Source organism: Oceanimonas sp. GK1, assembly GCF_000243075.1.
Classification (GTDB): Bacteria; Pseudomonadota; Gammaproteobacteria; order Enterobacterales; family Aeromonadaceae; genus Oceanimonas.
This window is the reverse complement of record NC_016745.1, coordinates 2733634-2759422: the sequence shown is the minus strand read 5'-3', so window position 1 is coordinate 2759422 and position 25789 is coordinate 2733634. Positions and strand designations below refer to the sequence as shown.

22 protein-coding genes are annotated in these 25789 nt (G+C 61.2%); 10 read left to right on the top strand and 12 right to left on the bottom strand.

The window, feature by feature from the left end; translation table 11 throughout:
• Window positions 1-143 precede the first annotated feature (143 nt).
• Together GU3_RS13075 and GU3_RS13070 are read left to right on the top strand one after the other, a co-directional pair.
• On the top strand, window positions 144-479 hold the full coding sequence (locus tag GU3_RS13075; RefSeq protein WP_014293000.1) for a YkgJ family cysteine cluster protein: 336 nt from the start codon (window positions 144-146) through the stop codon (window positions 477-479).
• Between the two features lie 68 nt (window positions 480-547).
• Window positions 548-1168 carry a YceH family protein gene (locus GU3_RS13070; protein WP_014292999.1) on the top strand — a complete coding sequence of 207 codons (621 nt, stop codon included), beginning with the start codon at window positions 548-550 and terminating at the stop codon, window positions 1166-1168.
• Window positions 1169-1279: 111 nt separating this feature from the next.
• Here the strand turns inward: GU3_RS13070 and GU3_RS13065 are convergent, their stop codons facing one another.
• From GU3_RS13065 to nirK, 3 genes are read right to left on the bottom strand one after another with little or no spacing between them, the layout of a single operon-like run.
• The gene (locus GU3_RS13065) at window positions 1280-1816 is read right to left on the bottom strand and encodes an SCO family protein (protein WP_014292998.1); all 537 of its coding nucleotides are present in this window, start codon (window positions 1814-1816) and stop codon (window positions 1280-1282) included.
• The gene (locus GU3_RS13060) at window positions 1776-2549 is read right to left on the bottom strand and encodes a formylglycine-generating enzyme family protein (RefSeq protein ID WP_014292997.1); all 774 of its coding nucleotides are present in this window, start codon (window positions 2547-2549) and stop codon (window positions 1776-1778) included. The genes GU3_RS13065 and GU3_RS13060 overlap by 41 nt, the downstream gene beginning before the upstream one ends.
• Window positions 2549-3970: a copper-containing nitrite reductase gene (gene nirK / locus GU3_RS13055; RefSeq protein ID WP_014292996.1), complete on the bottom strand. Its 1422-nt coding sequence runs from the start codon at window positions 3968-3970 to the stop codon at window positions 2549-2551. The genes GU3_RS13060 and nirK overlap by 1 nt, the downstream gene beginning before the upstream one ends.
• Before the next feature lie 236 nt (window positions 3971-4206).
• Between nirK and GU3_RS13045 the strand changes: the two genes are divergently transcribed.
• Window positions 4207-5384, top strand: a protein-coding gene (locus GU3_RS13045; protein ID WP_148265849.1) for an IS3 family transposase whose coding sequence is annotated in 2 segments (ribosomal slippage) — window positions 4207-4498 and window positions 4498-5384 — 1179 coding nt in all. Because the reading frame shifts where the segments join, the coding sequence is not laid out codon by codon here.
• A gap of 93 nt (window positions 5385-5477) precedes the next feature.
• Here the strand turns inward: GU3_RS13045 and GU3_RS13040 are convergent.
• On the bottom strand, window positions 5478-6371 hold the full coding sequence (locus tag GU3_RS13040; RefSeq protein ID WP_014292995.1) for a LysR family transcriptional regulator: 894 nt from the start codon (window positions 6369-6371) through the stop codon (window positions 5478-5480).
• A gap of 134 nt (window positions 6372-6505) precedes the next feature.
• Here GU3_RS13040 and GU3_RS13035 point away from each other — a divergent pair, with 134 nt between their 5' ends.
• From GU3_RS13035 to GU3_RS13010, 6 genes are all read left to right on the top strand, one after another.
• Window positions 6506-7852: an aspartate aminotransferase family protein gene (locus tag GU3_RS13035; RefSeq protein WP_014292994.1), complete on the top strand. Its 1347-nt coding sequence runs from the start codon at window positions 6506-6508 to the stop codon at window positions 7850-7852.
• Window positions 7853-7921: 69 nt separating this feature from the next.
• Entirely contained in the window at window positions 7922-9412 is a 1491-nt protein-coding gene (locus GU3_RS13030) for a CoA-acylating methylmalonate-semialdehyde dehydrogenase (RefSeq protein ID WP_014292993.1), read from the top strand.
• Window positions 9413-9760: 348 nt separating this feature from the next.
• Window positions 9761-10738 (top strand): calcium/sodium antiporter, encoded by a 978-nt coding sequence (locus tag GU3_RS13025; RefSeq protein ID WP_014292992.1) that lies wholly within the window; start codon window positions 9761-9763, stop codon window positions 10736-10738.
• Between the two features lie 166 nt (window positions 10739-10904).
• Complete coding sequence (locus GU3_RS13020) at window positions 10905-12233, top strand: serine hydrolase (RefSeq protein WP_014292991.1); 1329 nt, start codon at window positions 10905-10907, stop codon at window positions 12231-12233.
• Between the two features lie 11 nt (window positions 12234-12244).
• The gene (locus GU3_RS13015) at window positions 12245-13021 is read left to right on the top strand and encodes a glucose 1-dehydrogenase (protein WP_014292990.1); all 777 of its coding nucleotides are present in this window, start codon (window positions 12245-12247) and stop codon (window positions 13019-13021) included.
• Window positions 13022-13174: 153 nt separating this feature from the next.
• A complete protein-coding gene (locus GU3_RS13010; protein WP_014292989.1) occupies window positions 13175-14260 on the top strand; it encodes a membrane protein in 1086 nt (361 codons plus the stop codon).
• 86 nt (window positions 14261-14346) lie between these two features.
• Here the strand turns inward: GU3_RS13010 and fabG are convergent, their stop codons facing one another.
• Window positions 14347-15102 (bottom strand): 3-oxoacyl-ACP reductase FabG, encoded by a 756-nt coding sequence (gene fabG / locus GU3_RS13005; RefSeq protein ID WP_014292988.1) that lies wholly within the window; start codon window positions 15100-15102, stop codon window positions 14347-14349.
• 162 nt (window positions 15103-15264) lie between these two features.
• On the opposite strand from fabG, the gene GU3_RS13000 reads away from it, so the two are divergent.
• On the top strand, window positions 15265-15759 hold the full coding sequence (locus tag GU3_RS13000) for a nucleoside deaminase (protein WP_014292987.1): 495 nt from the start codon (window positions 15265-15267) through the stop codon (window positions 15757-15759).
• Window positions 15760-15832: 73 nt separating this feature from the next.
• On the opposite strand, the gene GU3_RS12995 is transcribed toward GU3_RS13000, so the two are convergent.
• The 7 genes from GU3_RS12995 to GU3_RS12965 all read right to left on the bottom strand — a co-directional run bounded on the left by GU3_RS12995 (window position 15833) and on the right by GU3_RS12965 (window position 25752).
• Entirely contained in the window at window positions 15833-18961 is a 3129-nt protein-coding gene (locus GU3_RS12995) for a DUF3427 domain-containing protein (RefSeq protein WP_014292986.1), read from the bottom strand.
• Window positions 18962-19232: 271 nt separating this feature from the next.
• Window positions 19233-20039, bottom strand: coding sequence for a tryptophan synthase subunit alpha (gene trpA, locus GU3_RS12990; protein WP_014292985.1), 807 nt, complete (start codon window positions 20037-20039; stop codon window positions 19233-19235).
• Window positions 20036-21229 carry a tryptophan synthase subunit beta gene (gene trpB / locus GU3_RS12985; protein ID WP_014292984.1) on the bottom strand — a complete coding sequence of 398 codons (1194 nt, stop codon included), beginning with the start codon at window positions 21227-21229 and terminating at the stop codon, window positions 20036-20038. The genes trpA and trpB overlap by 4 nt, the downstream gene beginning before the upstream one ends.
• Window positions 21226-22614, bottom strand: coding sequence for a bifunctional indole-3-glycerol-phosphate synthase TrpC/phosphoribosylanthranilate isomerase TrpF (trpCF, locus tag GU3_RS12980; RefSeq protein ID WP_014292983.1), 1389 nt, complete (start codon window positions 22612-22614; stop codon window positions 21226-21228). The genes trpB and trpCF overlap by 4 nt, the downstream gene beginning before the upstream one ends.
• On the bottom strand, window positions 22608-23615 hold the full coding sequence (gene trpD, locus GU3_RS12975) for an anthranilate phosphoribosyltransferase (RefSeq protein WP_014292982.1): 1008 nt from the start codon (window positions 23613-23615) through the stop codon (window positions 22608-22610). The genes trpCF and trpD overlap by 7 nt, the downstream gene beginning before the upstream one ends.
• A complete protein-coding gene (locus tag GU3_RS12970) occupies window positions 23612-24208 on the bottom strand; it encodes an aminodeoxychorismate/anthranilate synthase component II (RefSeq protein WP_014292981.1) in 597 nt (198 codons plus the stop codon). The genes trpD and GU3_RS12970 overlap by 4 nt, the downstream gene beginning before the upstream one ends.
• Window positions 24205-25752 (bottom strand): anthranilate synthase component 1, encoded by a 1548-nt coding sequence (locus tag GU3_RS12965; RefSeq protein WP_014292980.1) that lies wholly within the window; start codon window positions 25750-25752, stop codon window positions 24205-24207. Before GU3_RS12965 ends, GU3_RS12970 begins: the two co-directional genes overlap by 4 nt.
• Window positions 25753-25789 lie beyond the last annotated feature (37 nt).

The window sequence follows — 25789 nt, the reverse complement described above, 5'->3', positions numbered from 1 at the left end:
TCTTCTCAGAGGAGTCACCACCGGCACGTCGCGCCGGGCCGCCGTCCCGAGCGCCAATTTCCTTTCCCGTGTTCTCGCCGTTTTCGATTTCAGCCGTTTTTCTTTTCGTCACTGTTTTGGTTTTGCCTGGAGGTAAGGCGTTAATGAGTGGTGGCAATCCCTGTTTGAGCTGCGGCGCCTGCTGCGCGTTTTTTCGTGTGTCTTTTTACTGGGGCGAGGTACACAGCGACTTTGCCGTGCCCGAAGCCCTGACCGAGCCGGTCAGTCACAGCCGGCTGGCCATGCGCGGTACCAACCAGCCCGGCCCACGCTGTGTGGCGCTGGAAGGAGAGGTGGGGGGCTGTGTGTCCTGTGCCATTTACGAGCACCGGCCCAGCCCGTGCCGGGACTTCGAGGCCTATGATCCCGGTGGTGCCTGCAACCGGGCCCGGGCCGCTCATGGCCTGCCGCCGCTGGAGCATAATCCGGTGGCGGCATAAGCGGCGGAAAATGCTGGTGTTTTGAGGGTGCTCCGGTAGTCTTTAGACAGAACACAAGGAGTCTGGCTATGGAAAAACTGTCTGCCCTCGAGCAACGTGTGATTGGCTGTCTGATTGAAAAGCAGGTATCCACCCCCGATGTGTATCCGCTGACCCTCAATGCCCTGGTGAACGCCTGCAACCAGAAGAGCAACCGGGATCCGGTGCTGAGCCTGGGGGAGAGCGAGATACAGTCGGTGCTCAATACCCTGGGGGCCCGGCGGCTGGTGAACAATGTGGCCGGCTTCAATGCCCGGGCCGCCAAATATCAGCACCGCTTCTGCAATACCGAGTTCGGCGAGCTGCAGTTCGGCCCCGGCGAGCTGGCCATCGTCTGCGAGCTGTTGCTGCGTGGCCCGCAGACCCCGGGGGAGCTGCGCAGCCGCTGTGCCCGGCTGCATTCCTTCGGGGATGTCGGCGAGGTGGATGCCTGCCTGAACAGCCTGATGGAAAAAGGCCCCTTCGTGGTGAAGCTGGAACGCCAGCCCGGCAAGCGGGAGTCACGCTATGCTCACCTGTTCGGCGACGTACCGGTCAGTGAGCCGGTGGCGCCGGCCACCGCCAATGAGGATGCCCAGGCGCGGATCATGGAGCTGGAAGCGGAAGTCGCCCGGTTAAAGGCGCGGATCATGGAGCTGGAAAACCGGTAATCCGGACAAGGCAAAAAAGGGGAGGGCGAGTCAGTTATGACCCCCTCCCTTTCCCCTAACCCCTCACCTCACCCCTCACCCTTCACCCCTCACGTTTTTTGTCTCGCGTTTTCACAGTCCCATTCGCTCAAGCACCGCTTCGGGCCCACCGGGCAGGCCGCTTTGCTGAAACAGCAGGCGGCCCTGCTCGTCCAGGGCGGTGATGGCGTTGGAGTGAGCAATCTCGCCGTCGGCCAGCCCCATGTATTTGATATTGAGCACCATGGCCAGGGTTCTTACCTGATCGTCCTGGCCACTGAGCAGGGTCCAGTGCTCATCCAGCCCGTGCTTGCCGGCGAAGTGCGCCATGACTTTCGGCGTGTCCACGCCCGGGGTGAGCGACACCAGCACAAAGCCGAGCCGCTCTCGCCGGGCCGGGCTCAGTGCCTGCTGAATACGCTTGAGCTCCGACACTATCACCGGACAGGCGGTCACGCAGTCGGTGTAAATAAATGCAACCAGCCGCTTCTTGCCGGCCAGTTCGTTGATGTTCAGCCGGTGTTCATGGTGATCCTGCCACTCGCTACCCAGCTGGTACAGCGAGTCCTCGGGCAGGGCGGCCAGTGTTTCAAGGCTCAGCAACATCAGCAACAAGGTGAGTATTCTCATCGGTGGTCTCCTTGGCACAGCGAAATCCCAGGTTGCCCAGGGCATAACTGGCCTTCAGGCTGGAACGAAAGCCGTAGCGCATAAAGGCGGCGTAGTCGGACGGATCGGCGCTGCCGGCGGCGGCCGAGCCGCAGAACAGGCCCTGATCCAGGCTGCTGTCGCCCCGGGATTCGCCGGTGACCAGGGTGGAGTTGAAGTCCTGGGTCCATTCCCACACCAGGCCGTGCAGATCCTGCACCTGCCAGTAGTTGGCCGGCGTTTGGCCCACGTCATGCAAACGAGCGCTGGCGGGCCGGGCGTACCAGTCGAGAATGCGCCGGCTGTAGTCGGGCTCGGTGGCACCAAAGGCGGCGCTTTCCGAGGCCTGGGCGGCGAATTCCCATTCCGCCACCGTGGGCAGCCGCTTGCCCTGGGCCCGGCAGTAGGCGTCGGCGGCAAACCAGGACACATGGGTGACCGGCTGATCGAGTTGCGGAACAGCCGGGCTCAACCCGGGCCAGTGTTGCAGATAAGCCGGTTCGGCCAGCAGGGCCGGGGGCCGGCCCGGTTGCCAGCGGGAGTGCGCCGCCACAAAGGCCGCGAACTGCCGGTTGGTGACCGGGGTGACATCCAGCCGGAACGGCGCCACCCGGGTGAGCGGGCTGTCCTGGCTCAGGTACAGCGGCCGGACTTCCCCGCCGGGCAGCTCGGCCATCTGCAGCGCTGCCAGGCCCAGCAGCAGCGCCGTGTTCATCAGTGGGCGCTCCCTTCCATCACGATGGGCTTGCCTTCCTCCCGACGCTCGGCCACCTGCTCGGGAGTGATGTCGCCGCCGTCGTTATCCCAGCTGTTGAGCACATAGGTGAGCACGTTGGCCACGTCTTCGTCCGACAGCCGCATGGCCGGCATGATGCTGTCGAAGGCCTGGCCGTTGACCTTGATCGGTCCCTTGAGGCCGTGCAGCACCACGTCGACGGCGCGGGTCGGGTTCTCGTTGAGGAAGTCGGAGCCGGCCACCGGCGGGAAGGCGCCGGGAATGCCCTGGCCTTCGTTCTGGTGACAGGCCTGACAGTTGGCCTCATACACCCGCTTGCCGTACATCATCCGCTCTTCCTTGTTCTTGGCGGTGACCTTGGGATGGCCGTTGGGCATCACCTGTACCGCCGAGCCTTCGGGCAGGTAGACGTTGTCGGCCACCTTGCCCGAGTAGACGATGTGGTCTTCCGGGCCGCTCACCTGCATCATGCCCAGCGCCCCCTTGTTAAAGGCGCGGAAGATGGAATGATCCACCATGATGAAGTTGCCGGGCACATCCAGCCTGAATTCGGCCATGGCCGCACCGCCGGCGGGCACCAGGGTGGTTTGCACGTTTTCGTTGATGGCGGTGCCACCCTCCACATTAACCTTGTCGAAGATTTCACCGATGACATGGAACGACGACACCAGGTTGGGGCCGCCGTTGCCCACATAGAGGCGCACCGTCTCGCCCACGTTGGCGGTCAGCGCCTTGTCGCCGTTGAGCGCGCCCACGGCGCCGTTGAACACCACGTAGTCGGCCTGCTCGCGGATGGCCTTGTCCATGTCGAAGGATTGCAGGCCCTGCTCGCCGTAGGCGCCCTTGGTATAGAAGTCGCCCTGCATCACATAGTATTCCCGATCCACCGGCGGCAGCCCTTCCTTCGGCTCCACCAGGATCAGGCCGTACATGCCGTTGGCAATGTGCATGCCCACCGGGGCGGTGGCGCAGTGATACACATAAAGCCCGGGATTGAGCGCCTTGAAGTTGAACACCGAGGTGTGCCCGGGGGCGGTGAAGGAGGCCGCGGCGCCGCCGCCGGGTCCGGTGACCGCATGCAAGTCGATGTTGTGGGGCATCTTGGAGTCGGGGTGGTTGGAGAGGTGGAATTCGATTTCGTCTCCTTCCCGCACCCGCAGGAACTGGCCCGGCACCGAGCCGCCAAAGGTCCAGAACATGTATTCCACCCCGTCGGCGATTTCCATCACCTTTTCCACCGTTTCCATCTTCACCACCACCTTGGCGGCATGATCCCGAGTGATGGGGGGCGGCACCAGGGGCGGCGAGGTGAGCACGGCCTCCTCAACGGGCAGCGAACTGGCCTGGGCGGAAAACGCCAGGGCGAAACTGATGGCGGCGACAAGCTTGCATGGCTTCATGGGGTACTCCCTGCACTGAGTGCTGAAGTTGATTTATGTGTATCTCATATGCAAGTTTGGTCCGAGTGTTGCCAAACAGGACTGACCTGGATCAAGAAAAGAGGGGGTTATTATCCAGTGAAGAAGGTGACCCACGTTTTAGTGATCCGGAGCACGGTTTTTGCTCCAAACCGGTCCATTTCCCTAACTGGACTGGCCCGAAAAAAGTAGACACCTTCATTTAATGAGAAGGTGTTATGAAGTACAAACCCCACCGTCACTTTAGCGATGCATTCAAACGTGAGGCCGTCGAGGCCTCGCTATCCACCACAGAGACACAAGCTCAGCTTGCTGGCAGACTCGGGATCCATCCTAACCAATTGAGTCGCTGGCGCAGAGAGTGGATCATGACCAAGAAATCATCTGACAAAGCAGTTGAAAACATCGGACCAGAAAAAAGTTTGCAGGATCTGGAGCGTGAAAATGCTCGACTGAAGAAGCTGCTTGAACGAAAAGAGCTGGAGAACGAAATCCTAAAAAAGGCGCAAGAGTACTTCGCCAAGCACAGCAAGTAAGGTTTGCCTTTATCGAGGCTCACCGAAGTCAACGCTGGCGGGTCTCGATAATGTGTGAAGTACTCAATGTGTCACGAGCGGGATATTATCGTTGGCGAGCACGTCAGCATGCTCCGGGAGAACGTGTCATCAAGCGACAAACTCTGAAAACCTTCCTGCTCGAGCGAGCCAGGCAACAGAAGAATGTGCCGGGTTATCGCAAGCTGTGGCTGGAAGCACGGGATGCCGGGTTCTGCTGCGGCAAGAACCAGGTTCAGCGCTTGCTGAGAGACGCTGGTTACCATTCATGCACGGCTCTTAAAGCAGGGTATCAAAAGCCGACATCATTCTTGCCTGTGCTACCGAACTTGCTGAATCGCCGCTTCTCGGTTGGTGCGGCAAATCGAGTCTGGGTATCAGATATTACTCAAATCCGGTGCCACGAAGGCTGGCTCTACATCGCAGTAGTCCTGGACCTGGGTACACGTCGCGTGGTGAGCCGAGCCATGGGTGCCATCAATAGCGCCCAGCTGGTGCTGGAGGCCCTTGAGCAGGCATGGCAACATCAGCGGCCAGATGGGACACAGTTGTTGTTCCACTCTGACCAGGGGAGTCAGTATCGCAGCGAAGAGGTGATGAGATGGCTCACTACACGGGGAATCACCATCAGCATGTCTCGGCGAGGTAACTGCTGGGATAACGCCTGTTCGGAAAGCTTCTTCGCGCTGCTCAAGAAGGAATGGACACATCCATTAGGAATGCTCGGAAGAGACGAAATGGCAGATGAAGTCCGGTATTATACGGACGAGTATTACCCGAAAGTGCGGCGCCACATGGCGCTGGGAGGAATAACTCCCAATGCCTACGCAGCTGCCGCTTAACTTAAGTGTCTACTTTATCGGGGCCACTCCATAACCCCTAACCCCTAACCCCTAACCCCTAACCCCTAACCCCTAACCCCTAACCCCTAACCCCTAACATGTCTCCAGCGTTTCCAGAAAGGTTTCCAGCACCAGGCCGGGCCGGCGGCTGCGGGCGGTAATGGCGCAAAAACGGGTGGTAAAGCCCGCTGTGAGGGCGCGCAGCCGGCCGGCCCGAATCCAGGGCGCGGCATAGTGATCCGGCAGGTAGCCGAGGTAACAGCCGGTCAGTACCAGAAACAGGATGCCTTCCCGATCATTGGCCTGAGCGCCGCTAAAGTGGCGGGCATAAAGGGCGGCGGCCTCGGCGGGCTGGGCAAAGCGGGGCTGCACCACTTCGTGCCCGGTAACGTCGGGGGCGGGGTCGGCAAACAGCGGATGGTTATCGGCGCAATAGAGGCTGGCGCTTTCTTCATACAGCGGCGTATAGGTCAGCCCCGGCAGATCCCGTACCTGGGGGATCACCCCCACGTTAAGCCGGCCGTCGAGCACGCCGATTTCAATGTCGTCGGAAGGCTGCATGCGCAAATCGATGTGCACCTCCGGTCCCCGGGCCTTGAGCGCCGCCAGGCCATGGGTGATTTTCATGCCCGGGTGGCTGACCAGGTTGTCGGTAATGCCGATGACCAGCGTGCCCTGCAGGCGCTGGTGCAGATCGCTTATCTCGGCACGAAAGTGATCCACGGCGCCAAACAGCCGGTCAGTGGCCTCCAGCACGCGCCGGCCCTCGGCGGTGAGGGCAAAGCCGGCCCGGCCGCGCTGGCACAGTTTGACGCCCAGCCGTTTTTCCAGATCCGCCATCTGCATGCTGATGGCGGCCCGGCTGATGCCCAGCGCCACCTCGGCGGCGGAAAAGCCGCCGCAGGCCGCCACGGTGCGGAACACGCGCAGTAACTTGAGCTCAAAATCGCTGACCTGGCCCAGGGGCGAAGATTTGGATGATGTCATGCTGCAACTCAAACAGAACAAGGAAAGTTCAGCATACCCTTAACTGAACTTCACAAGGTTTATATTTAACAAAAAGGCAACGGTGATCACCATGGAACCATTCGGCCATATTCGTGAGGCGGCAGGGAGTCGTGATGAACACCATGATCAGTGCAAACAGCAAGCAGGAGCTCGGTCGTCAGCTTAACCTGGACGCCTTCTGGATGCCCTTTACCGGCAACCGGGCCTTCAAGGCGGCTCCCCGGCTGGTGGCGGAAGCGGACGGCGCGTATTTTACCGATGTGAATGGCCGCCGGCTGTTCGACAGCCTGTCGGGGCTGTGGTGCACCGGCCTGGGCCACCGGCATCCCAAAATCATCGAGGCCATTCACCGCCAGCTTCATATCCTGGATTATGCCCCCGGCTTTCAGACCGGCCATCCGCTGGCCTTTGAGCTGGCCGAGCGGCTGGCGGCGCTGGCGCCGGCGGATCTGAACCGGGTGTTCTTTACCAACTCCGGCTCCGAATGCGCCGACACCGCCCTGAAAATGGCCCGGGCCTACTGGCGGGCCAGGGGCAAACCGGAAAAGACCCGGCTGATTGGCCGAGCCCGGGGCTATCACGGCGTGAACATGGGCGGCACCAGCCTGGGCGGCATTGGCCCCAATCGCAAGCATTACGGTCAGCTGGTGGAGGCGGATCACCTGCCGCATACCCTGCTTTCGGAAAACGCCTTCAGCCGGGGCCAGCCGGCCCACGGCGCGGAGCTTGCCGATCATCTGCTGCAACTGATTGAGCTGCACGATGCCTCCAATATTGCGGCGGTAATCGTGGAGCCCATGTCCGGCTCGGCGGGAGTGATAGTGCCGCCGGTGGGCTACCTGCAGCGGTTGCGGGAGATCTGCGACCAGCACGATATTCTGCTGATTTTCGATGAGGTGATCACCGGCCTCGGCCGCATGGGCGAGCTGTTCGGTGCCGAGGCCTTTGGCGTGGTGCCCGACATGCTGAATGTGGCCAAACAGCTGACCAATGGTGTGGTGCCCATGGGGGCGGTGATCGCCAAAGAGCATATTTACCAGGCCTTTATGGCGCAGCCGGGGCCGGACTACCTGGTGGAGTTCCCCCACGGTTATACCTATTCGGGCCACCCGGTGGCCTGCGCCGCCGCCATGGCGTCGCTGGATGCGCTGACTGAGGAGGACATGCCGGCCCGGGTGCGGACGCTGATGCCGGTGTTTGAAGAACACATTCACCGGCTGAAAGGCCTGCCCCAGGTGGTGGACATTCGCAACTGTGGCCTGGCCGGGGCCGTGCAGCTGGCGCCCTATCCGGGCGAGCCGGCCCGCCGCCCCATGGAGCTGGCTATTGCCCTGTGGCAGGCGGGATATTACGTGCGCTTTGGCGGCGATACCCTGCAGTTTGGCCCGCCCTTTATCTCCACGCCCGACGAACTGGAGCAGCTGTTTAACGCTGTGGCCAAGGTGCTGGGGCAGGGCTGAACGATGCCCGTCCCGGCCTGTGTGGCAACCATATCGAACGAGCAAGCATTACCTCTACAAGGACCAAGCATGAACACCATTTCTCACCTGATCAACGGCGAACTTCACCACGGCAACACCTTGCTGGAGGTCTTCAACCCCGCCACCGGCGACGTGTGTGCCCAGGTGGCCATGGCCGATGCCGCGACCGTGCAGCAGGCGGTGGCGGCCGCCGAAGCCGCTTTTCCCGCCTGGCGAGACACCCCGCCGGCCAAACGGGCCCGGGTGATGTTTCGGTATCGCCAGCTGCTGGAAGACCGGGCCGACGACATTTGCCGGTTGATTGCCGAAGAGCATGGCAAAACCCTGGAAGATGCCCGGGGCGAGCTGCAGCGGGGCATAGAAAACGTGGAATATGCCTGTGGTGTGCCCGGCCTGCTGAAGGGCGAATACACCCGCAACGTGGGCCCCGATATTGATGCCTGGTCCGATTTTCAGCCGCTGGGGGTGGTGGCCGGCATTACTCCGTTCAACTTTCCTGCCATGGTGCCGCTGTGGATGTTTCCCATGGCCATCGCCTGCGGCAACTGCTTTGTGCTCAAGCCGTCGGAAAAGGATCCGGGATCGTCGCTGCTTATCGCCCGGTTGCTGGAAGAGGCCGGTCTGCCCAAGGGCGTGCTGAATGTGGTGCAGGGCGGCCGTGAGGCGGTCAATGCCCTGCTCGAGCACAAGGACGTGAAAGCCATCAGTTTTGTGGGCTCGACCCCGGTGGCCGAGTACATTTACGCCACGGGCACGGCCAACGGCAAGCGGGTGCAGGCCCTGGGAGGGGCCAAGAACCACGCCGTGCTGCTGCCCGATGCGGATCTCGACAATGCCGTCGGTGCCCTGATGGGGGCGGCCTACGGTTCCTGCGGCGAGCGCTGCATGGCCATTTCGGTGGCGGTGTGCGTGGGAGACGCGGTGGCCGACGCCTTGGTGGCCAAACTGAGCGACAGCATTCGGGCCCTGAACATCGGCCCCGGCACCCAGGGCGGCCACGACATGGGCCCGGTGATCAGTCGTGAACACCTTGAGAAAATCACCGGCTACATTGAAGACGGCATTGCCGCCGGCGCCACCCTGGCGGTGGACGGCCGGGGCGTGACGGTACCGGGCCATGAAAACGGCTACTTCATTGGCGGTTGCCTGTTTGACCGGGTCACGCCCGAGATGCGCATTTACCGGGAGGAAATTTTCGGCCCGGTGCTCTGTGTGGTGCGGGTGAACAGCCTGGAAGCGGCCATTGCGCTGATCAATGCCCACGAATACGGCAACGGCACCTGCCTGTTTACCCGGGACGGTGAAGCGGCCCGGCTGTTTGGCGATCAAATCGAGGTGGGCATGGTGGGCATTAACGTGCCGCTGCCGGTTCCGGTGGCTTATCACAGCTTTGGCGGCTGGAAACGCTCGCTGTTTGGCGATCTTGCCGCCTATGGCCCCGATGCGGTGCGCTTTTATACCCGCCGCAAGACCATTACCCAGAAATGGCCCGAGCGCGCCAGCCACCAGGCCTCGGATTTCGCCTTTCCGAGTTTGTGAATGTTGTGAGGCGTGACGGGTGAGGTGTGAGGGGCAGTTCACGGGTATTTCCTCCTCACCCTTACGCTTCACTCCTCACGGCCCCTTTTCTTGCCCGCCGCAAGCTGTCACAATAGGCGCCTCTTGAGGGAGTAATCGTTCGGCCACCGCCGAAACGGCTGTCAACAATCTCTGAGCCAAAGGCTTATGGCAGTCGTGTCCTGACGGATTGATGAGACTCGAGACGCAACCATCCACCGGGCGGGAGATGGGGCGTCTCGGTTATCATGTCCCGCCCCAAGAGCCGCTTATGAACCTGTCTGCTTTGCCTTTTCTGCTGTCTGCCCCTGCTCACGGGGGGAATGCCTCATGCTGATGTCCGTTGCCGCCATTTTACTGGGCCTTGGGGTGCTGGTGTGGAGCGCCGACCGTTTTGTGGACGGTGCCTCGGCCACCGCCCGTTACGCCGGCATGCCGCCGCTGCTGATCGGCATGGTGATCGTCGGTTTCGGTACCTCGGCGCCGGAAATCGTGGTGTCCATTATTTCGGCGCTGGAAGGCAACCCCGGCCTGGCCCTGGGAAATGCCTATGGCTCCAACATTGCCAATATTGGCCTGATCCTCGGGGTAACGGCGTTGATAAGCCCCATTGCCGTGCATTCCCAGGTGCTGCGCAAGGAGCTGCCGATACTGCTGCTGATCACCCTGCTGTCGCTCAGCCTGCTGTGGAACGGCTGGCTGGCGCGGCCCGACGCCGTGATGTTGCTGGTGGTGTTTGTGCTGCTCATGGCCTGGAGCATTGGCCAGGGCCTGAAAGACGGCAGCGACAGCATGGCCGCCGATGAGGTGAAAGAGCTGGACGAAAACCGAATGACCCTGAAGCAGGCCCTGTTCTGGCTGGTGGCCGGCCTGGTGTTGCTGATCATCAGCTCACGCTTTCTGGTGTGGGGGGCGGTGAACGTGGCCCAGGCCTTTGGCGTCAGCGATTTAATCATTGGCCTGACCATCGTGGCCGTTGGCACCTCGCTGCCGGAGCTGGCGTCCTCCATTGCCGCCATTCGCAAAAACGAACACGATCTGGCCCTGGGCAATGTGATTGGCTCCAACCTGTTCAACACCCTGGCGGTGGTGGGGCTGGCCGGTATTATCCACCCGCTGGAAGTGGCGCCGGAAGTGATCAGCCGCGACTTTATGGTGATGATAGTGCTGACCCTGTCACTGTTTGTGCTGGGCTTTGGCTTCAGGGGCCGCCAGGGGCGCATCAACCGGTTTGAAGGCGCGTTTCTGCTGGCGGTTTACCTGGCCTATACCGGCTGGCTGGCCGGCGGTGTGATTGCCGCAGCATAAATCGTCATGCCGGGCCTTGACCCGGCATCTTTCTTCCGGCGCAGGGCGGAATGACCCACCCATGACGGACTCACCCAAAATGGGCGCTTTGCCCCGTCGTTTCCGTCCGCAGTAAGGGCGCCCACGTCTATACTCTCCCGAACAGCCACCCTGCGCGGGAGACATCATGATCGGTGTTACCTTTCCCCGGCGGACCGCCACCGGTCTGCTTTTCACCCTGTTGTCGCTGCCGGCGGTTCAGCCTGCAGCGGCGCCGCTTTCCGCCCAAGACAGCGATCCCAATGCCCTTGGCTGGATGCAGGGTTTTCCACCCCCGGCGGAAAAACGCATCAGCGCCGCCGACGGCTCCTTTTTTGCGTTTCCTGCCCTGCGCTACAGCGTGGCCCACATGCGCGAGTTTATGCCCACGGTGGCAGTGTCTCGCGGCCTGGGAGCCCCGGCCCCGCTGACCTACCGTCTTGATCCGCTTATCGATCGGCTGCGCTTTCTACCCTGGGGCAGCGAGGAGCCCATCACCTTTGCCGAGACCTTTGAGCGCAACTACACCGACGGCCTGATAATTCTGCACCGGGGCGAGGTGGTGTACGAGCGTTATGCCGGGGCCCTGAGGGAAGACGGCCAGCACGCGGCCATGTCGGTGACCAAGTCGTTTACCGGCCTGCTCGCCGCCGTGCTGGTGGCCGAAGGCCGGCTGGATGACAGCAAAAGAGTGGCCGAGTATGTGCCGGAACTGGCCGGCTCCGCCTTTGGCGATGCCACCGTTCGCCAGCTGATGGACATGACCACGGGGCTGCACTACAGCGAAGATTATGCCGATCCCAATGCCGAGGTATGGCAATTCTCCGCCGCCGGCAGTCCCTGGCCCAAGCCGGAGGGCTACACCGGCCCGGTGGGTTATTTCGAATACCTGACCGGCGTGCAAAAGCAGGGGGAGCATGGCCAGGCCTTTGGCTACAAAACCGTGAACAGCGACGCCCTGGGCTGGGTGATTGCCCGGGCCAGCGGCAAGTCGGTGGCGGCGCTATTGTCCGAGCGCATCTGGCGGCGCATTGGCATGGAGCAGAGTGCCTATTACCAGGTAGACAGCCTGGGCACGCCCTTTGCCGGCGGCGGCCTGAGCGCCGGCCTGCGGGACATGGCCCGCTTTGGCGAGCTGGTGCGCAATGGCGGCCGCTGGCAGGGGGAGCAGATTATTCCCGCCGCGGCCATTGACGATATACGCCGCGGCGGCAGCAAGGAGGCCTTTGCCCGCTCCGGTTTCGACACGCTCAAGGGCTGGTCTTACCGCAATATGTGGTGGGTAACCCATAACCGCAACGGCGCCTTTGCCGCCCGGGGGGTGCACGGTCAGACCATTTACATAGATCCGGCCGCCGACATGGTGCTGGTGCGCTTTGCTTCCCACCCGGTGGCGGCCAACGGTGCCAACGATCCCGACTCGCTGCCGGCGTATCAGGCGGTGGCGGATCACCTGATGTCCCTTGAAAAACCGTAACAGGAGCCTTTATGAAACCTGCTGAACTTTTTGATCTCACCGGCAAGGTGGCCATTATTACCGGCGGTGCCAAGGGCATTGGCAAGGGCTGCAGCACCATGCTGGCCGCCCATGGCGCCCGTGTGGTGGTGGCGGATCTGAAGCTGGACGCCGCCGAGGCCACCGCCGAGGAAATCCGCGAGGCAGGCGGCAAGGCCCTGGCGGTGGCCTGTGATGTGACCAGAGACGAAGATCTGACCGGGCTGGTGAACCAGACCCTGGCGGAATTTGGCCATATCCACATTCTGGTCAACAACGTGGGCGGCGGGGGGGCCGGCCGGGAGAGCCCCGCTACGCTCACGGTGGCCGAATTCGCCCGTACCTTTGAGCTGAACGTGTTCAGCAACTGGCGGCTGGCCCAGTTGTGCGCTCCCCATATGGAAAAGGCCGGCTACGGCTCCATCATCAATATGTCGTCGATGAGCTCCATCAACAAAAGCCCGGCCATCAGTGCCTATGCGTCTTCCAAGGCCGCCATCAATCACATGACCGCCAACCTGGCCTTTGATTACGGCCCCGCCGGCATTCGCGTCAACGCCGTGGGCCCGGGGGCCGTGCGTACCGACGCCCTGGCCTCGGTGCTGACCCCCGAGATCGAGGCCCGCATGCTGGCCCACACTCCGCTCAGGCGCCTGGGGGAGGCGGAAGACATTGCCGGCGCCGTGCTCTACTTTGCGGCGCCGGTGAGTTGCTGGGTCAGTGGTCAGACCCTGTTTGTCAACGGTGGCGGTGTGCAAACACTGGACTGAACCACATTATTGATCCTTACGACCAAGGTGTTATGGCACTGGCCGGCAACCTCTGCTAAGGTCGCCGGCTTTATTGTATGGCAAACGCATATTTTGCACCTTTGCCCATCAGTATTGTTGTATTTTGGGTTGTAAAAGGATTAACAGACGATCATGTGGAACATCATTAAAATTGCCAGTGCATTCATTGGCATCATTGTGGGGGCGGGCTTTGCCTCCGGTCAGGAAGTACTGCAGTACTTCACCAGCTTTGGTTACCTGGGCACGGCAGCGGCCGTGGTGGCCACGGCCCTGTTTGCCTACCTTGGCATGATGCTGACCTGGCTGGGCAGCCGTACGCAAACCCGCTCCCATAAAACCGTGGTGTACCAGATAAGCGGCCGCTACCTTGGCGTGGTGGTGGATGGCGTTATCATCTTTACCCTGTTTGGGGTGGGCGTGGTGATGATCGCCGGTGCCGGCTCTACCCTGCATCAGCAGTTTGGCCTGGCGCCCTTTGTGGGCAGTGTGCTGATGACCCTGCTGATGGGCGCCACCCTGATGCTGAACGTGCAGCGGGTGGTTGCACTGATTGGCAGCATTACGCCTTTTCTGGTGCTGGCGCTGGTGCTGATCTGCGTTTACAGCCTGCTGACCATGGAGCGCAGCTTTGCCGAGCTGGCGCCCATTGCCGAAAGCATTGAGTCCACTCTGCCGCACTGGCTGGTGTCGGCCATCAACTATGTGTCGTTCAACATTGCCGTGGGAGCGGCCATGGCGCTGGTGATGGGCGGGGCCGAGCCCAATGCCCGCATTGCCCGCTGGGGCGGCCTGCTGGGTGGCGCCGGGGTCGGGGTGCTGATCATGATCAGCCATCTGGCCATGTTCTCGCAAATTGATCAGGTGGCCGGCTATGCGCTGCCGCTGCTGAAAATCATCGACGGCATCTCTCCCTGGCTGGCCAAGGCCATGGCGTTTGTACTCTTTGGCATGATTTTCAGCACCGGCGCCAGCATGTTCTACGCCTTTGTCGCTCGTTTTGTGGAAATGCACACCCCGGCGGCCAACCGTTTCAGCATCATTACCATGGTGGTGGGCTTTGTGGCTAGCTTCGCCGGCTTTACCCAGCTGGTGGCCTTCTTCTACCCGCTGATCGGGTATCTGGGTCTGTTCCTGGTGGGCGCGCTGATGTATGCGCCGCTGCGACTGAAGCGTGCCGAATTTGCCGGCAAACTGCAGCCCCTGGCCGACAACGACTAAACGAACGAGCCGCCCGCCACAAGGGCAGGCGGCCCGTTCGCATTTGTGCCCTGCGGCACTGGCAAGCCCGGCATTGGCCGGGCTTTTTACTGCACCGCCTCCGGCGACTCGGGCAGCACCTGACCGCCGTCCACGATCAAGGTCTGGCCGGTAATGTAACGCGCCTCTTTCGATGCCAGAAAACAGGCCGCATGACCAATGTCGTCCGGCGTGCCCAGGCTGTGGGTGGGAATGGCCGCCTTCATCTGCTCCAGGTATTCCTCTCCCTGTGCCTGCAGCCCCTCGGTGAGAATGTTGCCGGGCATCACGGCGTTGATGGTAATGCCATCGCGGGCGCATTCCAGCGCCGCACTGCGCATAAAGCCAAGCTGGCCGGCCTTGCTGGCGGCGTAGTGGCTCCAGCCGGGAAAGCCGGTGACCGGGCCGGTAATGGAAGAGGTGATCACAATGCGGCCATAGCCCCGCGGGCGCATGGCCTCCAGTGCCGCCTGCACCATGAAAAAGGTGCCCTTGAGGTTGATGTTGTGCATTTCGTCCCAGTGCTGCTCGGTCATAGCGGCCAGCTCGCACTGGGGAAAAATGCCGGTGTTGGCGCACAGAATATCCAGCCGTTCAAACTCCCTGAGTACCGCCGCCACCGCCTGCCGGCAGCTTTCCTGACGGGATACATCCAGATAGTAATAATGCCCGTTGAGCTCACCGGCGGTGGCCTTGCCGGCGGCTTCGTCGATATCGGCGATCACCACGGTGGCGCCGGCCTCGGTCAGCACCCGCGCGATGCCCTTGCCAATGCCCTTGGCGCCGCCGGTCACCAGGGCGACCTGATCCGTTAAATCAAACATGGGCTCTCCTGTTGGTTGTTGTTTGTTTAAAACATAAACAGCCATGCAAGCATAAAACCGAAACCCGGTAAGTGATACGGATCGACTTTTAAATTTTTAGTTTCTTCAGTACCTTGTGAGGCAGACAGACAACATAACCGTGTTTGCGAACAGGAGGTAAACATGACCATTAGCGAGCAGGATCTGCGCCATCTGCGCCGTTGTGTCGAGCTGGCCGAAGAAGCCCTGAGCGAGGGCGACATGGCCTTTGGCTCTGTGCTGGTGTCGGCCGAAGGGGCCGTGCTGGCGGAAGACCGCAACCGTATTCATACGGTGGAGGCCACCTGGCACCCGGAAATGGCCCTGGCCCGCTGGGCGGCCGAAAACCTGAGCCCGACCGAGCGCTCTCGCGCTACCCTCTACACCTCGGGGGAGCACTGCCCCATGTGTTCCGCCGCCCACGCCTGGGCTGGCCTTGGGCGCATTGTCTTTGCCAGCTCCGCCGGCCAGTTTGCTGTGTGGTGCGAGCAGTGGGGCCTGGGCGCCGCGCCGGTGAAGGCACTGACCATCAACGACATTGCTCCCGACATTCCCGTGGCCGGCCCGGTGCCGGAGCTGGCCGAAGAAATCCGCGAGCTGCACCGGCGCTATTTTGAAGGGGGCGGTCCGGTCAGATAATGCCCCCGGAGCGCAGGTCTTGTCCCTGAACAGGGGCGGCTCGCCTGCATCAGCGCCCGCCAGGGCGCTTCTCTTACCCTTTCAACACGCTGAATTCACGGAACAGGCGTACCGGTAGCGGATGCTCTAACTGCCAGACAATATTCATCGGCTTACTGCCGTGATAACGCAATAAGCGAACCGGGCCACAGGCGCGATAGGGCGACTGTTTATTGATGCGGACAAATAGCTGAAACCGCCAACCGTTCTCGCTGCTGTCGAGGTAGCGACGACCGCTGGGGGTGTCGGGGCTCCCACTGTTCTGAGATTGCCAATGAAACTCCTGTTGGCTGATGGCGTAATCGTGATAGGCCACGCCCTCGTGCTGCGCCGCGCTTTTATCGAGAGTCACAAGCAAGAGTTCGGTTTTCAGCTCTTTCAGGGGCAGTACGCCCGCCTGAAAAGGCGTGCGTTTGTGCTCGGTTAAAAAGCCGACTGCCGTAAGAATTTCCCGGCTTTGGTAGGCCGCATGTAGCTTAAGCGGAGTATGTTCCAGGCCAGGCAGGGGAGAGTAGGCATAGCGGGTGCGGGCATCGAGATAATGACTGAGTTCAGCCAGCTCAGCGCAAGCCGCTGGGGTTTGTGCCAAGCGGTCGAGAAAGGCGTGGGCCGAGCCGGTTTGTTTGTGCTCACCATCTATCTGGTAGGCCAGCATTTGCAGCCGCTGACGTTCGTTCTCATTGGCGATCAGGTAGTGGGCATTCTGCTCGGCGACTTGTTGGATTAGCTGTAATTGCTCGGCGTCGTCGATATGCAGCAGGCTGCCAATGCGACGGCTGAAATAGCGCTCTTGCGCGCAGGTCTCGCCCTCCAGCAGGCCTGCATCCCGCTTCAGGTTGGTCCAACCGCTGTTTTGGCCGGAACGATAAATATCTTCCAGCTCCAGTTGCTGCTCGTTTAGAAATTCACTCAGGGTCACTTGACGATTATTGGTGAGATTCACATAGGCATGCAGCTCTTGTTGCAGGCGACGCCAGTTTTGATTAATGGCCTGGCGTAGGCTGTCGAGAATATGCTCGCGAGCCTGTTTTTGCAGTTGAAGATGGCAACCGCTGGGCAAGCGACCAAAGCCTTTATCGACACTTTCTACCACCTCCCGTCGAGTGAGCCCGGTGATGGCGCTGTAGAGCAGATCGAAGCGAAAGCCCTGTTTATGCTGGCCAACAAAATCCAGAATGAGGCAGCTTTCTTTGCCTTCATGCAGGCGCAGACCGCGGCCGATTTGCTGCTGAAACAGGGTGGCACTTTGGGTCGGGCGCAGCAGCAATAGGGTGTCGACAAAAGGTAAGTCGACGCCTTCGTTGTAGAGATCGACGGTGATCAGCGCATGAATATCGCCTTTCTTGAGTCGTTGAGGCAGCTCGTGCCGCTCTTTTGACGAGCTTTGGCCAGTGATCACACTAGCGAGTATGCCGGCTTTTTCAAACTGTTCCGCCATAAATTCGGCATGGGCAATGCTGACGCAGAATACCAGGGTTTTACCTTGACGCGGGTCGTTCACCAGTTGTTGCCATGAACGAATAACGGCGGCGGCACGCACATGGTTTCCGGTCAGCAGCTTGTCGAGCTCTTTTAACTCGTTGGCATCTTTCCAAGGAATGCTGCGATAGTCGGTATTGTCGTCGCAGGCGTAATATTCAAAGGGGGCTAACAGTTGCAGATCCAGCGCCTGCCAAAGGCGTAACTGGGCCGCCGGGGAGCCATCGGGGCGGTTATCGAAGTGGCGCAGAATGCTCTTGCCATCGGTGCGTTCAGGAGTGGCGGTCAGTCCCAGCAAGCAGGCCGGTTTTAAGGTAGTGAGTAACTGTTCAAAGCTGTTGGCTTCAATATGATGACACTCGTCCATGATCACCATTCGCCAATGATCAGCCTTGGTCTGTGAGACCAGCTTACGAGCGTTGATGCTTTGAATGGTAGCGAACAGGTGGTTATCTTGCGTTGGTTGGTACTCACCGGTAAAAAGATCACCAAAGTCTGGCTCCCGTAACACCAGCCGAAAGGTTCGCATGGCTTGGATCAGCAGCTCCTTGCGATGGGCGACAAATAATAGACGTGGTAGCCCACCTTGCTGGCGGGCCAGCGTTCGATAATCAAATGCCGCCATCACTGTTTTGCCCGTGCCGGTGGCTGCCACCAGCAAATTGCGCATGCGGCCATGGGCCCGCTCGTTGGCTAACTGCTCCAGAATGTCTTGCTGAAAGGGCTTGGGCTCAATATCAAAGAAGGTGGGAGTGGCAATAACGTCTTGTCCCGACTCGCGCTTGATGGCGTTGGCCAGCTCTTGGCGATGGGTTTTATCTTCTGGATTATAAGGCTGAAACTCGCCATCTTGCCAAAGGGTTTCAAAATGCGCTTGTGCCCGTTGATAGAGCTGATTCTGGCCTTTTTCGGTGAATTTAACCGTCCATTCCAATCCCCCCATGAGTGCGGCACTGGACAAATTGGCGCTGCCTACATAAGCAGAGCCAAAGCCGCTGTGTCGCTCAAAAATCCAGGCTTTGGCATGCAGCCGAGTACGCCGGCCATCAAGGGAAACCCGCACTGCACAGTTGGGTAGGCGAGCCAGCATATCCAGGGCTTTTTGCTCAGTGGCACCAATGTAGGTGGTGGTAAGAATACGCACTCGGGCCTGGCTTTGACCCTGCGCATTGGTGCTGGTGATTTGTTTGAGCACATCGATGATTTTGCGCACACCGGAGACGGTAATAAAACTCATCAAAATATCTACGCTGTTGCACGAGGCGAGCTCAGCTTGTAGCTCGTGGAACAGGGCGGGAGAGTCTTTACCAGCGGTAAATAACCAGGGTTGCGCTAGCCCAATGGCCGGCATGTTCGGAGGCTTGGTAGCATACAGGGCCCGAATCACTCGAGGTGGTGTGGCCAACATTGCTGATTCGTCAGGTTGCTCAAGCCGTTGGCGGGAGTAGCGCAGAATTTCGTTAATCAGCAGGGCCTGAGTCTCGACCTTGTCTTTGCCTTTGATATCGGCCAGCAGTTGGGAAAGTTGCTCTGCCAGCGCGTTAGCCAGTCTTTCATGGCTGAATTCCGGATTAAGATCTTCGGCGTGAATGGATAAACCAGCTTCTACTAATACTTTTTTCGATTCGGTAAAACTCTGGGTGGTAAGCAGGTCATAGAGCCCTTGGGGCAGCGGCGCAGTCATCCCGTGTCCTTGTTATTGTTAGATTTTTATCGGACCAGGTTAGCACGTTGGCAGGGTGAAGGAAGTGGGTAAAGCGATCATGAGCTTGCCGCTTCGCGGCAAGTTGCAGGCTGGCAGCCTGCGCTCCATAAAAACGGCACCAGGTTAACCCAAGTGCCGTTTTGTCGGACGCCTGTCCTTATTTTCGTGATGAATGACGTTCCTGTGCCGGGATGACGGAGGAAAATACGGGGCAAATTTTGCTCACCCCTTACATCTCACGTCCAACGTCTTACTTCCGCGTCGCGGCCTTCATTTCTTTGACAAAGGCGGTGAGGGCATCCAGCATGGCCTGGGGCTGGTCCAGGTGCTGCTCGATGATCTTGACCACGGCGGATCCGGAGATGGCGCCGGCGGCACCGGCGGCAATGGCGTCGCGCACCTGCTCGGGGCTGGAGATACCAAAGCCGAGCAGCGACGGTGGCGCATCGTATTTGGCCAGGGTAGCCAGCAGGGTGTCGACCGGGGCGCCTGCCTTGGTTTCGGTGCCGGTCACGCCGGCCCGGCTCAGCAGGTAGGTGTAGCCGGAGCCGGTTTGTGCCACCGCTTTCAGGGTGGCCTCGTCGCCGTTGGGCGGGGCGATGTAAATGCTCTCAATGCCGGCCCGGTCGGCGGCGGCCTTGAAGGGTCCGGCCATTTCCAGCGGCACGTCGGCCACCAGCACCGAGTCCACACCGGCCTTGGCGGCACGGCCATAGAAGCTGTCCATTCCCGGCGCATACACCAGGTTGGCGTACACCAGCAGGCCAATGGGCAGCTCGGGGTATTTTTCCCGTACCTGAGTCAGCATGTCGAAGCAGATTTGCGAGTTGGTGCCGGCCTTTCGGGCGCGCAGGGTGGCGGCCTGAATGGTGGGACCATCGGCCACCGGATCGGAGAAGGGAATGCCCAGCTCCAGGGCGTCGGCACCGCCGGCCACCAGGGCGTCAATCACCTTCAGCGAGTGTTCGGGGGTGGGGTCGCCCAGGGTCACGAAGGGGACAAAGGCGCCTTCATCGGCGGTTTTCAAACGGTCAAACAAACGCTGGTAACGGCTCATTTCAGGGCTCCTTTGTGCTCCAGGATTTCGGCCACGGTAAAGATGTCCTTGTCGCCACGACCCGACAGGTTCACCACCAGTACCTGCTCTTTTTCCGGATCGGCTTCGGCCATTTTCAGGGCATAGGCCAGGGCGTGGGAGGATTCCAGCGCCGGAATAATGCCTTCGTTACGGGCCAGGGCCTGGAAGGCGTTGAGGGCTTCGTCGTCGGTGACCGACACATACTGGGCCCGGCCGGTGGTGGCCAGGTAGGCGTGCTGGGGGCCCACGGACGGAAAGTCGAGGCCGGCGGAGACCGAGTAGGATTCTTCCACCTGGCCGTCTTCATCGTGCATCATCAGCGACAGCATGCCAAAGAATACGCCCTTGGTGCCTTCACCCAGGGTGGCGCCGTGCTCGCCGGTGTCAATGCCCTTGCCCGCCGGCTCCACGCCGATGAGCTTGACGCTGTCTTCCTCAATAAAGTCGGCGAACAGGCCAATGGCGTTGGAGCCGCCGCCCACACAGGCAATCACCGCATCGGGCAGCCGCGCTTCGTGCTCCATGATCTGCACCTTGGCTTCCTCGCCGATCATGCGCTGGAATTCGCGCACTATGGTGGGGAAGGGGTGCGGGCCAGCGGCGGTCCCCAGCATGTAGTGGGTGGTCTCGTAGTTGGCTGCCCAGTCGCGCATGGCCTCGTTGCAGGCGTCCTTGAGGGTGGCTGCGCCGGAATGCACCGGTATCACCTTGGCGCCCATCAGCTCCATACGGAATACATTGGGTTTTTGCCGCTCGCAGTCCTTGGCGCCCATGTACACGATGCACTCCATGTCCATCAGGGCGCAGGCCAGGGCGGTGGCCACGCCGTGCTGGCCGGCGCCGGTTTCGGCGATAATGCGTTTTTTGCCCATGCGCTTGGCAAGCAGCGCCTGGCCCAGCACCTGGTTGGTCTTGTGAGCACCGCCGTGCAGCAGATCTTCCCGCTTCAGGTAAATGCGGGTTTTGGTGTTGGCGGCCAGGTTGCGCACCCGGGTCAGCGGGGTGGGGCGGCCGGCGTATTCCGTCAGCAGCTCGCGAAACTCGCGGTCAAATTCCGGATCCTGCTGGGCGTCCACAAAGGCCTGCTCCAGTTGCAGCAGGGCCGGCATCAGGATCTGCGGCACGTACATGCCGCCAAAGTCGCCGAAAAAGGGATTCAGTAAGCTCATTGTGTGTTTGTCCTGCGTCCGTAGTGTCTGAGGGTGGCAAAGGCCGCCTTGAGTTTGCCGGCATCTTTTTGGCCGGGAGCGCTTTCCACGCCGGAGTTAAAGTCCAGGCCGCGGCAGCCAACGGCGGCGGCGGTGGCGGCGTTGTCGGAAGTGAGCCCGCCGGCCAGCATGGCACTGGCCTTATCGATGTTTGCGAGCAGGCTCCAGTCAAAGGCCTGGCCGGTGCCGCCGCTCTGGCCGCCAGCCTTGGTATCAAACAGCAGCCGATCGGCGTGCTGGGGCAGGGCGGGCAGCGCATCGCTTACCGCCACCGCTTTCCAGATGGCCACGCCGGGCAGCCGGGCTTTGAGTTGCTCGATGGTGGCATCGTCTTCGTCACCGTGCAGTTGCACCGCCGCCAGGTTCAGCTCTTGTGCGGTGGCCACTATCTCGTCTGCTGGCTGATTCTGAAATACGCCCACGTAGTGCAGCGGGGCGCCGGCCATCACGCGGCGGGCCTGGTCCAGGCTCACGCAGCGGGGGCTTTTCTCCACGAAGATGAGGCCCCCGTAAACGGCACCGGCTTCAAACGCGGCGGCGGCGTCTTCGGCCCGAGTGAGGCCACAGACCTTGTTGTCGCCGAGGATCAGCCGGCGCACCGCAAGCTCAAGGTGGTCTTCGGCCATCAGCGAGCTGCCCACCAGAAAGCCGTCGGCATGGGCCGAGAGCGCCTTGGTCTGGCCGTGATGGTAAATGCCGGACTCGGAGATCACGATGCGGTCTTCGGGAATGAGTGCCGCCAGCCGTTTGGTGCGGTCGAGATCGATGCTGAGGTCCCGCAGGTCCCGGTTGTTGATGCCAATCACCCTGGCACCCAGTTTCAGCGCCCGGGCCACTTCCTCTTCGTCGATCACCTCGGTGAGCACGCCCATATTGAGGGATTCGGCCACCTTGGCCAGTTCGGCATACTGCTCGTCGTCCAGCACCGACAGCATCAGCAGAATGGCATCGGCCTGGTAGTGGCGGGCCAGCTTGATTTGGTAAGGATCGACAATGAAGTCCTTGCAGATCACCGGCTGGGTCACTTGTTCGCGCACTCGGGTCACAAACTCCATGCGGCCCTGAAAGTACTTTTCTTCGGTCAGCACCGAAATGGCCGAGGCGTAACGGCCATAGACGCCGGCAATGGCATCCAGATCAAACACTTCCCTTATCAGTCCCTTGGAGGGCGAGGCCTTTTTGCATTCCAGAATAAAGGCCGGCTTGCCGGCGGCCAGGGCCTCGGCAAAGGGACGATCGCTTGGGGTGAGCGCGGCTTCAAAGCTGGCCAGCGGCTGGCTTTGTTTGCGGGCTTCCACCCAGATTTTCTTGTCGGCAACAATTTTGCCGAGCACCGTATTCAGCATTGACTCAACTCCGCCAGTTGTTTGGCCACATCCAGGGCACGGCCGGATCTTAACACGGACAGTGCCCGCTCCACGCCCTGCTTGAGATTTTCCACCTGACCGCTCATCACCAGCAGCGGCGCCACGTTCATGGCAATCACGCTCTGCTGGGCCAGGGTACCTTCACCGGCCAGCAGGGCTTCGGTAATTTTGCGGTTCTCTGCCGGCTCGCCGCCCTCAATGGTGCTGATATCGTGCCGTTCCAGCCCCAGCTCCTCGGGGGTGATGTGATATTCGGTGACGGTGTTGCCGTTGATCTCGGCAATGTGGGTGGGGCCGTGAATGGCAATTTCATCCAGGCCGCTGCCGTGCACCACCATGCCCCGCTCCAGGCCCATGGTCACCAGGGTGTCGGCAATGGGGCGGACCAGTGCCGGGCTGTACACCCCCAGCACCATAAAGCTCGGGCGTGCCGGGTTAATGAGCGGGCCCAGCACATTGAAGATGGTGCGGGTTTTCAGGGCCTGGCGCACCGGCATGGCGTGGCGAATGCCACCGTGGTAGAGCGGGGCGAACAGAAAACAGGCCTTGGCTTCGTCCAGGCAGCGGCGGGCCGCTTCCGGGCTGAGATCCAGGCGAATGCCCAGTTGCTCCAGCAGGTCTGACGAACCCGACTTGGACGACACCCCCCGGTTGCCGTGCTTGGCCACGGGAATGCCGCAGGCGGCGGCCACCAGCGCCGAGGTGGTGGACACATTGATGGTGTTCATGCCATCGCCGCCGGTACCAACGATGTCGCAAAAGGCGTAATCGGGGCGGGGAAAGGGTTTGGCGGCGGCCAGCAGGGCGCTGGCGGCCCCGGCGATCTCGTCCGGGCTTTCGCCTTTTATCTTCAGGGCGGTGAGCAGGGAGGAGAGCACAATGGGATCCATGTCGCCGCGCAGCAGTTGCTCGAACAGGGCATGAGAGGCTTCACGGCTGATGTTTTCGCCCCGGTAAAGTTGTTCCATGGCCTGATTCATGCGGCATTCTCCTTGGTGGTAATAAATTGCAGACTCTGGGCCAGCAGGCGGGCCCCGTCGGTGGTCATGATGGATTCGGGATGGAACTGAAAGCCCAGCACCCGGCGGGCCCTGTCCTGCACGGCCATGGTCATGCCGTTGAAGTCGGCCACCACTTCCAGGCCGGCGGGAATGTGGGTGCCCACCAGCGAGTGGTAGCGGGCCACCGGCAGCGGGTTGGGCAGGCCGGCAAACATGTCTTTGCCGGAGTGGCTGAGCATCGAGCTCTTACCGTGCTTGATTTCGCCGGCGCTTTCCACCCGGCCGCCATAGTGCTCCACCAATGCCTGATGGCCCAGGCAGATGCCGAGAATGGGAAAGCGGCCCAGGCACTGTTCAATCAGTGCCGGCATGTTGCCGGCGTCACTGGGTTTGCCCGGACCGGGGGAGAGCACCAGTACCGGGTTGTCGGCCTGTGTCATGGCGGCCAGCAACTGGGCCACCGGCACCGTATTGCGGTAAACATTGACCGTGGCGCCGAGGGCGCGGAACTGATCCACCAGGTTGTAGGTAAAGGAGTCGTAGTTGTCGAGCAGGAAAATGGTCTGGCTCATGCGCTCACCTCCGCCAGGGTGCTGCCGTGGGAAAGGGCGATGGCGTTCAGTACCGCCGCCGCCTTGTTGCGGGTTTCATCGGCTTCCGACTGCGGGTCCGAGTCGTACACCACGCCGGCACCGGCCTGTACGTGGGCCAGCCCCTGGCTCACAAAGGCCGAACGAATAACGATGCAGGTGTCCATGTCGCCCAGGCCGTTGACATACCCCACGGCGCCGCCGTAGCTGCCCCGGCGCTGGCCTTCCACCTCGCGAATCAACTCGCTGGCGCGAAGCTTGGGCGCGCCGGTGAGGGTGCCCATGTTCATGCAGGCCTGGTAGCCGTGCAGGGCGTCGAGGTCGGCACGAAGGGTGCCCACGACCCGAGACACCAGGTGCATCACATGGCTGTAGCGATCCACGCTCAGCAGATCCTTCACGTAGCGGCTGCCGGGCTCGCTGATGCGGGCGATGTCGTTGCGGGCCAGATCCACCAGCATCAGGTGCTCGGCGGTTTCCTTTGCGTCCTGGCGCAGGTCCAGCTCAATGCGGCCGTCCAGATCCAGGTTGATGCTGCCATCGGGGTTGAAGCCCCGGCGGCGGGTGCCGGCGATGGGGTACATTTCCACCTGGCGGCTGTGATGGTCAAACTTCACCGAGCTTTCGGGGCTGGCGCCGAACAGGATGAAGTCCTGATCGTTCACATAAAACATGTAGGGGCTGGGGTTGGTCTGCTTGAGCTTGCCGTAGGCCGCGAGCGGGCTGGGGCAGGGCAGGGTAAAGCAGCGGGACGGCACCACCTGAAAGATGTCGCCGGCGACGATGTTGCCCTTGAGCCGTTCTACGTCGGCACGGAATTCGGCGTCGCTTTTACTGGCCTGCACCTTGCCGCTCAGGGTTGATTCGGCCTTGGGGCTTTCATGGCGCTCGCCGCAGGCGGTGGCCAGTTCGCTCAGGCGCTGTTCAAGGCGGTCGCGCTCGCCGGGGGCAAAAACACAGGCAGCCAGCTGGCACTGTTCTTTGACGTGATCCAGGGTGATCAGGGTTTCCGCCAGGTAAAAACAGAAATCGGGGCAGTGGTTGATGCCCTCGGGTACGGCGGGCAGGCACTCAACCGACGCGATAAGGTCATAGGCGAAGGTGCCGCCCATAAACAGGTGCTGCTGGCCCCGGTCGGCATGAAAGCGGGTGAGTATAAGCCGAATGGTTTCCAGTACCGAGGGCGCCTTGAGCCGGCTGTCTTCGTCCAGGTTGGCGTCGGCCTCGGCCAGGGTCACGGTGAGTTCGCGCTCGGTGCGTTCGCCGCCCAGCTCATGGTGTATCAGCTCAAGGGCCGGCAGGCCATTGGCGTTGAGGGCGCTCAGAGTAACGGTGCGGCCGTGGCAGACCAGGCGCACACAGGCGTCCAGCATCAGCAGGCTTTGGGTGCCCGCCTTGGTGTCGATTTCGGCGGATTCCAGCAGCAGGCTGTTGTCGCCGGGCTGGCTGAGGGCGGCGTATAACGCCAGGGGATCATCGGTGTAGGGTGCATTCTGCAATAAAACGTGGAGCTGACCTTGCGCCATGGGGGTATTCCTTATGAGTTAATGCTGATCATCGGGT

Bases quoted from the DNA above. Each gene is read 5' to 3' on its own strand.
- GU3_RS13075 (WP_014293000.1), top strand. From the start codon at position 144: ATGAGTGGTGGCAATCCCTGTTTGAGCTGCGGCGCCTGCTGCGCGTTT.
- GU3_RS13070 (WP_014292999.1), top strand. From the start codon at position 548: ATGGAAAAACTGTCTGCCCTCGAGCAACGTGTGATTGGCTGTCTGATT.
- GU3_RS13065 (WP_014292998.1), bottom strand. From the start codon at position 1,816: ATGAGAATACTCACCTTGTTGCTGATGTTGCTGAGCCTTGAAACACTG.
- GU3_RS13060 (WP_014292997.1), bottom strand. From the start codon at position 2,549: ATGAACACGGCGCTGCTGCTGGGCCTGGCAGCGCTGCAGATGGCCGAG.
- nirK (WP_014292996.1), bottom strand. From the start codon at position 3,970: ATGAAGCCATGCAAGCTTGTCGCCGCCATCAGTTTCGCCCTGGCGTTT.
- GU3_RS13040 (WP_014292995.1), bottom strand. From the start codon at position 6,371: ATGACATCATCCAAATCTTCGCCCCTGGGCCAGGTCAGCGATTTTGAG.
- GU3_RS13035 (WP_014292994.1), top strand. From the start codon at position 6,506: ATGAACACCATGATCAGTGCAAACAGCAAGCAGGAGCTCGGTCGTCAG.
- GU3_RS13030 (WP_014292993.1), top strand. From the start codon at position 7,922: ATGAACACCATTTCTCACCTGATCAACGGCGAACTTCACCACGGCAAC.
- GU3_RS13025 (WP_014292992.1), top strand. From the start codon at position 9,761: ATGCTGATGTCCGTTGCCGCCATTTTACTGGGCCTTGGGGTGCTGGTG.
- GU3_RS13020 (WP_014292991.1), top strand. From the start codon at position 10,905: ATGATCGGTGTTACCTTTCCCCGGCGGACCGCCACCGGTCTGCTTTTC.
- GU3_RS13015 (WP_014292990.1), top strand. From the start codon at position 12,245: ATGAAACCTGCTGAACTTTTTGATCTCACCGGCAAGGTGGCCATTATT.
- GU3_RS13010 (WP_014292989.1), top strand. From the start codon at position 13,175: ATGTGGAACATCATTAAAATTGCCAGTGCATTCATTGGCATCATTGTG.
- fabG (WP_014292988.1), bottom strand. From the start codon at position 15,102: ATGTTTGATTTAACGGATCAGGTCGCCCTGGTGACCGGCGGCGCCAAG.
- GU3_RS13000 (WP_014292987.1), top strand. From the start codon at position 15,265: ATGACCATTAGCGAGCAGGATCTGCGCCATCTGCGCCGTTGTGTCGAG.
- GU3_RS12995 (WP_014292986.1), bottom strand. From the start codon at position 18,961: ATGACTGCGCCGCTGCCCCAAGGGCTCTATGACCTGCTTACCACCCAG.
- trpA (WP_014292985.1), bottom strand. From the start codon at position 20,039: ATGAGCCGTTACCAGCGTTTGTTTGACCGTTTGAAAACCGCCGATGAA.
- trpB (WP_014292984.1), bottom strand. From the start codon at position 21,229: ATGAGCTTACTGAATCCCTTTTTCGGCGACTTTGGCGGCATGTACGTG.
- trpCF (WP_014292983.1), bottom strand. From the start codon at position 22,614: ATGCTGAATACGGTGCTCGGCAAAATTGTTGCCGACAAGAAAATCTGG.
- trpD (WP_014292982.1), bottom strand. From the start codon at position 23,615: ATGAATCAGGCCATGGAACAACTTTACCGGGGCGAAAACATCAGCCGT.
- GU3_RS12970 (WP_014292981.1), bottom strand. From the start codon at position 24,208: ATGAGCCAGACCATTTTCCTGCTCGACAACTACGACTCCTTTACCTAC.
- GU3_RS12965 (WP_014292980.1), bottom strand. From the start codon at position 25,752: ATGGCGCAAGGTCAGCTCCACGTTTTATTGCAGAATGCACCCTACACC.